Source organism: Mailhella massiliensis, assembly GCF_020741395.1.
Classification (GTDB): Bacteria; Desulfobacterota; Desulfovibrionia; order Desulfovibrionales; family Desulfovibrionaceae; genus Mailhella; species Mailhella massiliensis_A.
Genome location: NZ_DYZA01000040.1, coordinates 1 through 8,451, shown reverse-complemented (window position 1 = coordinate 8,451; position 8,451 = coordinate 1). Strand labels below are relative to the sequence as shown.

Sequence of the window (8,451 nt, the reverse complement as noted above, 5' to 3'; positions counted from 1 at the left end):
AGGGGGGGCCCCCTTCCTCCGAGCGCCCTTCCCGGAACGGGCGCAGGCTTTCCGCCTGCCAAAAGGCCCTTCTTCATGCGGAAAGCCCCGATCCTTCCCCGACGCGCCCCGCTTTTCAGAAAAGCCTAGTCCCCGCCCTTGGCCCTGCTTTCGCAGTACAGGCAGCGGTAAACGCGGTTTTCCCTGTCGGTGAGCTTGAAAATGTGGGGAAGTTCCTGCTCGGTGGAGGTGATGCAGCGCGGGTTCCTGCACCGTATGACGTTCACCACGCGCTCGGGCAGTTCCACGCTGAACTTGCGGTCGAGCTTGCCGTCGCGCACGATGCTCACGGTGATGCCCGGGTCCACATAGCCGAGCACATCGAAATTGAGGTCGATGATCTCGTCGATTTTAATGATATCCTTGCGGCCCATCTTGCGGCTGGTTACGTTCTTCAGAACGGCCACGGAACAGTGGAGCTTGTCCAGATTGAGGATCTGATAAAGCTCCATGCTGCGGCCCGCCTTGATGTGGTCGAGAACGATGCCGTTGGAAATCGCGTCGATGACCATTTATTCCACCCCCAGCAGTTTCATGATGAGCGCCATGCGCATATATTTGCCGTTCAGGGCCTGCCGGAAGTAGGCCGCGCGCGGGTCGTCGTCCACGGACACGGATATCTCGTTCACTCTGGGCAGCGGGTGCATGACGCACATGTCGCCCTTGGCTTCCTTCAGCTTCTCGGGCGTGAGCACATAGCTGTCCTTCAGGCGCACATAGTCGGCTTCGTTGAAGAAGCGTTCCTTCTGCACACGCGTCATGTACAGAACGTCAAGGTTCGGCATGGCGGCCACGAGATCCGTAGTTTCCTCATACTCAATGCCGTTTCTCTCCATCACGTCCTTGCGTATGTAGCCGGGCAGGCGCAGCTCATCGGGGGAGATGAGCACGAACTTCACGCCCCTGTAGCGCGACATGGCCGCGATGAGGGAATGAACGGTGCGGCCGAACTTGAGGTCGCCGCACAGTCCTATGACGAGATTCTCCAGCCTGCCCTTCTCACGCCAGATGGTGAGAAGGTCGGCAAGCGTCTGCGTGGGATGGTTGTGCCCGCCGTCGCCTGCGTTGATGACCGGCACCGGGGACTTCATGGAAGCCACGAGCGGCGCGCCCTCCTTGGGGTGGCGCATGGCGATGATATCGGCGTAGCAGCCCACCACCTTCACAGTGTCGGACACGCTCTCGCCCTTGGAGGCGGAAGAGCTCTGGGCTTCGGAAAAACCGAGCACCTGGCCGCCGAGCTCGTACATGGCTGCCTCAAAGCTCAGGCGCGTGCGGGTGGAAGGCTCGAAGAACAACGTGGCCAGCTTCTTTCCCGCGCACTTGTGGGCATAGGCCTCGGGACGGGCGATGATATCGAGGGCCGTGGCGAGCAGCTTCTCTATGTCCTCGGTGGAAAGGTCGCGGATATCAATGAGGCTTTTCATGTTACGCACCGATCCAGCTTTCGTCGGAGGGATTGTCGCGGAAGGCGATGAGCCGCGCCACGTCCTCCTTGCGGATGTAGCCCGTCTCTGCGGCCACGGCGGCGATGGTGTCGAAGTTGGTGAGGCTCACGTTCTTCACCGAGGCTTCGGCCAGGCGGTCCAGCCCCTTCTTCATGCCGTAGGTGAAAATACTCGCCACGCCGAGCACCTCGGCCCCGGCCTCGCGCAGCACCTTGACCACGTCGAGTACGCTCCCCGCCGTGGAGATGAGGTCTTCAATGACTACCACCTTCTGCCCGGGCTCCAGGCGGCCTTCGATCTGATTGCCGCGGCCGTGATCCTTGGCGCTGGAGCGCACATAGCCCATGGGCAGGCCCATGATGTGGCCCACAATGGCCGCATGGGCGATGCCCGCCGTGCTCGTACCCATGAGCACCTCGCATGCGGGGTATTCTTCGCGCACCACGGCGGCAAGGGCGTTCTCCACGTCGCTTCTCACTTCGGGCGCGGTGAGGGTGAGGCGGTTGTCGCAGTATACGGGGCTTTTAATGCCGCTGGCCCAGGTAAAGGGTTCGTCCGGGCGGAAAAAAACGGCCCTGATGGAAAGAAGGTCCTTGGCAATGAGCTTTTCGCGGGATTCCATGAATAATGGCTCCTTCGTTGATGGTGATGCTGTTTCGTTTCTCTCGTACACGGCCGGGCCTTCCGGGGCGCGACGCCTGCCGCGGGGCGGAAGCGCGCCTGCGCCTCAGGGCTCAGGCCGCCCTTCCCTTCCCGCCGGTGCGGGACCTCGCCGCTCCTTTTACCGGAAAAAGGGGAAGCGCGACGCCTCCCCTTGAAAACTCAGCCCAGAAATTCCTTCACGCAGCGGCGGTAGGCCGCCACAGGATCGGCGGCCTGCGTGATGGGGCGGCCTACCACGATGAAATCGGAACCGAGCTCCCGGGCACGGGCAGGCGTGGTTACGCGCACCTGGTCGCCCTTCTCCCCTTCGGCAAAGCGCACACCGGGCGTCACGGTGAGGAAGGAGGCGCCGCACGCCTCATGCACGCGGCAAGCTTCCAGCGGGGAACATACCACGCCGTCCAGCCCGGCTTCGCGGGCGCGGGAGGCATAGTGCATGACGACCTCCTCCATGGGCCGCTCGATGAGCAGGTCGGAACGCATCCTCTCCTCGCTCGTGGAGGTGAGCTGCGTCACGGCGATGAGAAGCGGCCTTGTGCCGTCCGGCCTCGTGAGGCCCTTCAGGGCGTCCTGCATCATGGCCACGGTACCTGCGGCGTGCAGGTTGCACATGTCCACGTCCAGCGCGGAAAGCACGGCCATGGCCTTGCACACGGTGTTGGGGATATCGTGCAGCTTGAGGTCGAGAAAGATCCTGTGCCCCCGGGACTTCACCGCACGCACGATATCCGGGCCTTCGGCATAGTAGAGTTCCATGCCTATCTTGACAAAGGGCTTCTCCTCGGTGAAGAGGTCGAGAAAGTCCATGACTTCGCTCTTCCCGCTGAAATCACAGGCCACCATAACATCTTTCTTCGGCAAGGCCATTAGTGCGCTCCTCCGATGATATCTTTTAAAGAATCTATGCCGTACCGCTGCATGACGGCGGGCAGCTCTTCCAGAATATGCGGGCAGGCCCACGGATCCACCAGGTTGGCGGAACCCACTTCCACGGCCGTGGCCCCGGCCAGCATCATTTCCACTACGTCGTAAGCGCTCGACACCCCGCCCATGCCTATGACGGGCAGCTTCACGGCCTCATAGACCTGATAGACCATGCGAAGCGCCACCGGGAATATGGCGCTGCCGGAAAAACCGCCCATCTTGTTGGCGATGACGGGCTTTCTCGTGCGCAGGTCGATGCGCATGCCGAGCAGCGTGTTGATGAGGCTTATGCCGTCGGCCCCGGCTTCCGCGGCCGCCACGGCGATGGGCACGATATCCGTGACATTGGGGGAAAGCTTCACATACACGGGCTTTTTCGTGGCGGCCTTGGCCGCCTTCGTCACGGCCGCGACGCCCAGGGGGTCGGTGCCGAAGCTCATGCAGCCGTTGTGCACGTTGGGGCAGCTCACGTTGAGCTCAATGAGGCCTACCTGCTCCTCCCCGTCTATCTTCGCGCAGCACTCGGCGTATTCCTCCACGGAAAAGCCGCCGATGTTGGCGATGACTTTCTTATGGAAGCAGGCCTTGAGCTTCGGCAGCTCCTCGGAAATCACCTTGTCTATGCCCGGGTTCTGCATGCCCACGGCGTTGATCATACCCGAAGGCGTTTCCGCGATACGCGGCGTGGGGTTGCCGAAGCGCGCCTCCCGTGTGGTGCCCTTGAAGGAAAAGGAGCCGAGCATGTTGATATCGTAAAGCTGTGCAAATTCGTAGCCGTAGCCGAAGGTGCCGCTCGCCGGGATAAGCGGGTTGTCCAGTTCCCAGCCGCTGAGCGTGACTTTCATATCTGCCATGCGAGCTCCTCCTTCTCGAACACTGGCCCGTCCTTGCAGACGCGGCGGCTCCCCTTCTTCGTCATGATGCTGCACCCCATGCAGGCCCCGAAGCCGCAGCCCATGCGCTCCTCAAGGCTGAACTCGCCCGCCGTGCCCTGCGTGGCCAGATAGAGCGCCCGCAGCATGGGCATGGGGCCGCAGCTGTATACATAGCTGAAAGAGCCGGGGAGCGCGGCGGTGGCGAAGCCCTTCACGCCCGCGCTGCCGTCCACCGTAGTCACGGCAACCTCTGCGCCGAGCGCTTCAAATTCCTTGGCGTAGAAGATTTCCTCGGCCTTGTTGAAGCCGAGCACCACAAAGGGCCTTGAGCCCTGCGCGATAAGCCTTTTCGCCAGATGGTAGAGGGGCGGCACGCCCACGCCCCCGCCCACGAGAAGGGGCATCTCCCCGCCTTTTTCCGGCGAAAAGCCGTTGCCGAGACCGGTGATGATATCGAGCTTCTCCCCTTCCTTCATGGCGGCCATGGCTTCCGTACCCCTGCCCACCACCTTGTAGATGAGGACAAGGCCGGAAGCGTCGTAGTCGCACACCGATATGGGGCGGCGCAGGAAAAAGCCCGGCAGGCTTATTTCCACGAACTGCCCGGGCGCGCTCATGGCCGACGTGTCCCCGGCAAGCGCCATGCGGTACACGTCCTTCGTGAGGGCTTCGTGCCCGGTGACGGTATATATTCCCTGTTTCATGCTTGCTCCCATGTTTCACGTCGGCTCCCCGCCGACCGGCTCCCGAAGCCTTGCGCCTTCCTTCAGGAAAGGCAACGCCCGGGCTGCCCGCTCCCCTTTCCCCACGGCAGGAGAAAAAGGCCCGGGCGGAAAATTCAGCCCCTTTCGCTCCAGACCTCTTCCCCGCCCACGAGGGTGAGCACGCAGCGGGAGGAAAGCTCCATGCCCGCAAAGGGCGTGGCGCGACCCATACTCAAAAACTTCAAAGGTTCCGCCACCCACTCGCGGGAAAGGTCGAAAGCCGCAAGGTCGGCAATATCGCCTTCCCCGAGCCCCGTCTCGAGGCCGAAGCGCCTTGCGGGCCGCACGGCCATGAGCTCCACCAGCTTTTCCAGGGAAAGCACGCCCTTCTTCACGAAATGGGTGTACATGACGGCAAAGGCCGTCTCCAGCCCCACCACGCCCATGGCGCTGCCTTCCAGGCCTTTGTTCTTGGTCTCGGCCTCATGGGGAGCATGGTCGGTGGCGATCATGGTCACCGTGCCGTCGAGCAGGCCCTCGATGAGGGCGGCGCGGTCTTCCCTGCCGCGCAGGGGCGGGTTCATCTTGAAGCGGCCGTCTTCCTGAAGGTCCTCGTCGCAGAGCACAAGGTAATGCGGCCCCGTCTCGCACGTCACATCCACGCCTTCACGCTGCGCGCGGCGGATGATCTCCACGCTCTCCTTCGTGGAAATGTGGCAGACGTGGTATTTCGCCCCTGTCTGCCGCGCAAGCTCCACGTCCCGCGCGATCTGCCCCCATTCGCTTTCAGAGCATATCCCCCGGTGGCCGTGGGCGCGGGCGTAGACGCCGTCGTGGATATAGCCCTTATGGAGCAGCGCGTTCACCTCGCAGTGCGCGGCGATGATCTTGTCAAGGCGCACGGCCTCTTCCATGGCCGCGCGCATCATGGCCTCATCCTGCACGCCCCGGCCGTCGTCGGAAAAGGCGGCCGTATCCTTCGCCATGCCCGCCATGTCGGAAAGCTCGCGGCCCTTTTCCTCCATGGTGATCGCGCCGTAGGGCACCACGCGGATCACGGCGTCCCGCCGGATGAGGGCAAGCTGCTCTTCAAGGTGCGCAGGAGTGTCGGGCACGGGGTTCAGGTTGGGCATGGCGCACACCGTGGTGTAGCCCCCCGCCGCGGCCGCCTCCGTCCCTGAGCGGATGGTCTCCTTGCGGGAAAATCCCGGCTCGCGCAGATGCACATGCACGTCGATGAGCCCCGGCAGAAGGTGAAGGCCCGAAAGGTCGGTCTCCTCTGCACCCTCCACGGGCGCGATATGCGGCGCGATGCGCGCGATGCGGCCTTCGCGGATGAAGACGTCGGCCTTTTCAAAGCCTTCCGGGCGGTAGACCATGGCGTTTCTCAGGATGCGGTCCATATCAACTCCTTAGAACGGCTTATGCACCGCCGCTCCGGCAGGCGCAAGGCGGCGCGGGAAACGCGCTTTCCCGCCGTGCGCGGAAAGGGCGCGCCCGGAGGCGCGGCCCGGGGAAAAGCCCGACCCCTGCGGGCCGGGCACGGGTTCATGCGATTTCGCGCAGCACCTTTTCCAGCTCTCCGGTGAAGGCCTCAAGGTCGGCCTCGTCGATGGTAAGGGGAGGCAGAAGGCGCAGGGTGGGGCCGTAGGTGAGGTTCAGGATATAGCCGCGCTCCATGAGCGTGAGCCACACCTTGCGGGCCTTTTCGTCGCTCATGTCGAGCTCCACGCCGATGAGAAGGCCCATGCCGCGCACGTCGCGGATCACGCCGCCGAGCTTTTCGGCAAGGGCGCGGAAGCGCGCCCGGGCCCTGTCGCCGAGAAGCGCCGCCCTCTCCACAAGATGGTCGCGCTCCATGATCTCCAGCACCTTGAGCCCCACGGCGGTGACGAGCGCCCCGCCGCCGAAGGTGGTGGCGTGGCTGCCGTAGTCAAAGCCCTGCGCCACTTCGTCCGTGGCCATCATGGCGCCTAAGGGCAGGCCGTTGGCCATGGATTTTGCGCTGGTGAACACGTCGGGCTTCAGGTTGAAATTCTGGAATCCCCACCACTTGCCGCTGCGGCCCATGCCTGCCTGCACTTCGTCGCACATGACGAGCACGCCGTGACGGCGGCAGATATCCACGATGCCGTCGGCATATTCCTGCGTGACGGGGATGATGCCGCCCTCGCCCTGAATGGCTTCAAAAAGCACGGCCGCCGTGGTGGGCTTTATGGCCTTTTCCAGCGCGTCCAGGTCGCCCCACGGCACGCGGCCGAAGCCGGGCGTCTCGGGCTCAAAGCCTTCGGTATGCTTGCCCGTGGCCGCGAGCGTGGCCAGGGTGCGGCCGTGGAAGCAGTTGGAAAGGGTGATGACTTCCCATGCGTCGCGGCCCTTGACCACATGCTGGTAGCGCCGCGCTATCTTTATGGCGGCCTCGTTGCTTTCCGCGCCGGAATTGCAGAAGAACACCTTGCCCGCATGGCTCGTGGAAAGCAGCTTTTCCGCATAGTCGAGCTGCTCTTCCTGGTAGAAAAGATTGCTCACATGCACGAGCTTTCGCGACTGCTCGGCCATGACCTGCGCTATCTCCTCATGGCAGTGGCCGAGGCCTATGACGGCGATGCCGGCCAGAAGGTCGACATATTCCCTGCCGTCCACATCCCAGAGGCGGGAACCTTTGCCCCGGACTATGCCCAGCGGATACCGCGAATACGTCCGGCACATGAGGGACTTTTCCCTCTCCTTCAGTCTTTCCAAAGCTTCGCTCATGATTTTGCCCTTCATGGAACTTAGAATGTGGCCCCGCGCGACCGGCGCGGGGAACGCGGGAGATGATACCCCATTTATGCGCGATAGCCAAGCGGCCCGTCTGCCCCCGCCGCGCAGGGCATGTTCCCGAAAACAGGCAGGACAGCCCCGGCCCGTCTGTGACCGGCTCAGCAAAAGAGCCTTTCCCGCGCGCCTTTCCCGGACTCATCCGGCCTTTCCGGCCGCCGGGACGCGCCCTTGCCGAAGAAAAGGCCCGCGCGCCGTGTTTGCGCCCGGGCAAAGTTAAGCGTACCCTGCCTTGTTGCGAAAAAAAGCCTCCCGCTTCCGGAAGGCCCAGACCCCACGGATTTTTCCCATGACAAACGCTTTTTCCATGCTCCGGCCCCTTATCCTCGCTTCCGGCTCGCCGCGCCGCCGCGCCTTTCTGGAAAGCGTGGGCATACCCTTTGCCTGCCGCCCCGCCTCCTGCCCCGAGCCGCGCCCCCTGCCCGGGGAGGAGCCGCGCGCCTACGCCATGAGAAGCGCGGAGGCCAAGGCCCGCTTCGTGCTCTCCTCCCTTTCCGAAAAGGAAAAGGGCGCGGCCGTGCTCGCGGCGGATACCATCGTCATCCTGCGCGACGAGGGCGGCCCCTCCATCCTGGGCAAGCCCCGCGATGAGGAAGAGGCCCTTGCCATGCTCTCCCGCCTTTCCGGCCGCAGCCATGAGGTGGCCACGGCCTGCTGCCTGGCCATGGACGGCCGCACGGAATGTTTCGACGACGTGACGAAAGTCACCTTCGCGCCCTGGCCTTTGCCCGTGCTCAGGGCCTACGCCGCAAGCTCCGACCCGCTGGACAAGGCCGGGGCCTACGGCATACAGGAGGGAGGGGCCTTCCTCGTGCGCGGCATCGAGGGCTCCTGGTCCGCCGTGGTGGGCCTGCCCCTCGACAAGGTGCTGGAAAAGCTGCTTTCCTGCGGCGTGCTGGCGCTGAGGCAAGGCTGAGATTGCGCCCCGCAAAAACGCACGACACGGGCTGCCGGAAAAAGCGGCCCCAACCAGATACT

General features: G+C 63.7%; 9 protein-coding genes. 1 reads left to right on the top strand and 8 read right to left on the bottom strand.

Annotation, left to right across the window (positions count from 1 at the left end; translation table 11 throughout):
* Positions 1-125 precede the first annotated feature (125 nt).
* From K8W16_RS02335 to K8W16_RS02300, 8 genes are all read right to left on the bottom strand, one after another.
* Positions 126-551 carry an aspartate carbamoyltransferase regulatory subunit gene (locus K8W16_RS02335; protein ID WP_304120821.1) on the bottom strand — a complete coding sequence of 142 codons (426 nt, stop codon included), beginning with the start codon at positions 549-551 and terminating at the stop codon, positions 126-128.
* Positions 552-1,466 (bottom strand): aspartate carbamoyltransferase, encoded by a 915-nt coding sequence (gene pyrB, locus K8W16_RS02330; RefSeq protein ID WP_304120819.1) that lies wholly within the window; start codon positions 1,464-1,466, stop codon positions 552-554.
* Position 1,467: 1 nt separating this feature from the next.
* Positions 1,468-2,109: an orotate phosphoribosyltransferase gene (gene pyrE / locus K8W16_RS02325; protein ID WP_304120817.1), complete on the bottom strand. Its 642-nt coding sequence runs from the start codon at positions 2,107-2,109 to the stop codon at positions 1,468-1,470.
* A gap of 200 nt (positions 2,110-2,309) precedes the next feature.
* Positions 2,310-3,017 carry an orotidine-5'-phosphate decarboxylase gene (gene pyrF, locus K8W16_RS02320; RefSeq protein WP_304120815.1) on the bottom strand — a complete coding sequence of 236 codons (708 nt, stop codon included), beginning with the start codon at positions 3,015-3,017 and terminating at the stop codon, positions 2,310-2,312.
* Positions 3,017-3,928, bottom strand: coding sequence for a dihydroorotate dehydrogenase (locus K8W16_RS02315; RefSeq protein WP_304120806.1), 912 nt, complete (start codon positions 3,926-3,928; stop codon positions 3,017-3,019). The genes pyrF and K8W16_RS02315 overlap by 1 nt, the downstream gene beginning before the upstream one ends.
* Positions 3,916-4,653 carry a dihydroorotate dehydrogenase electron transfer subunit gene (locus tag K8W16_RS02310; RefSeq protein WP_304120804.1) on the bottom strand — a complete coding sequence of 246 codons (738 nt, stop codon included), beginning with the start codon at positions 4,651-4,653 and terminating at the stop codon, positions 3,916-3,918. The genes K8W16_RS02315 and K8W16_RS02310 overlap by 13 nt, the downstream gene beginning before the upstream one ends.
* A gap of 134 nt (positions 4,654-4,787) precedes the next feature.
* The gene (locus K8W16_RS02305) at positions 4,788-6,056 is read right to left on the bottom strand and encodes a dihydroorotase (RefSeq protein WP_304120802.1); all 1,269 of its coding nucleotides are present in this window, start codon (positions 6,054-6,056) and stop codon (positions 4,788-4,790) included.
* Positions 6,057-6,201: 145 nt separating this feature from the next.
* Complete coding sequence (locus K8W16_RS02300; protein ID WP_304120801.1) at positions 6,202-7,407, bottom strand: aspartate aminotransferase family protein; 1,206 nt, start codon at positions 7,405-7,407, stop codon at positions 6,202-6,204.
* 355 nt (positions 7,408-7,762) lie between these two features.
* Between K8W16_RS02300 and K8W16_RS02295 the strand changes: the two genes are divergently transcribed.
* Positions 7,763-8,389: a nucleoside triphosphate pyrophosphatase gene (locus K8W16_RS02295; RefSeq protein ID WP_304120799.1), complete on the top strand. Its 627-nt coding sequence runs from the start codon at positions 7,763-7,765 to the stop codon at positions 8,387-8,389.
* Positions 8,390-8,451: the final 62 nt, after the last annotated feature.

Bases quoted from the DNA above. Each gene is read 5' to 3' on its own strand.
- K8W16_RS02335 (WP_304120821.1), bottom strand. From the start codon at position 551: ATGGTCATCGACGCGATTTCCAACGGCATCGTTCTCGACCACATCAAG.
- pyrB (WP_304120819.1), bottom strand. From the start codon at position 1,466: ATGAAAAGCCTCATTGATATCCGCGACCTTTCCACCGAGGACATAGAG.
- pyrE (WP_304120817.1), bottom strand. From the start codon at position 2,109: ATGGAATCCCGCGAAAAGCTCATTGCCAAGGACCTTCTTTCCATCAGG.
- pyrF (WP_304120815.1), bottom strand. From the start codon at position 3,017: ATGGCCTTGCCGAAGAAAGATGTTATGGTGGCCTGTGATTTCAGCGGG.
- K8W16_RS02315 (WP_304120806.1), bottom strand. From the start codon at position 3,928: ATGGCAGATATGAAAGTCACGCTCAGCGGCTGGGAACTGGACAACCCG.
- K8W16_RS02310 (WP_304120804.1), bottom strand. From the start codon at position 4,653: ATGAAACAGGGAATATATACCGTCACCGGGCACGAAGCCCTCACGAAG.
- K8W16_RS02305 (WP_304120802.1), bottom strand. From the start codon at position 6,056: ATGGACCGCATCCTGAGAAACGCCATGGTCTACCGCCCGGAAGGCTTT.
- K8W16_RS02300 (WP_304120801.1), bottom strand. From the start codon at position 7,407: ATGAGCGAAGCTTTGGAAAGACTGAAGGAGAGGGAAAAGTCCCTCATG.
- K8W16_RS02295 (WP_304120799.1), top strand. From the start codon at position 7,763: ATGACAAACGCTTTTTCCATGCTCCGGCCCCTTATCCTCGCTTCCGGC.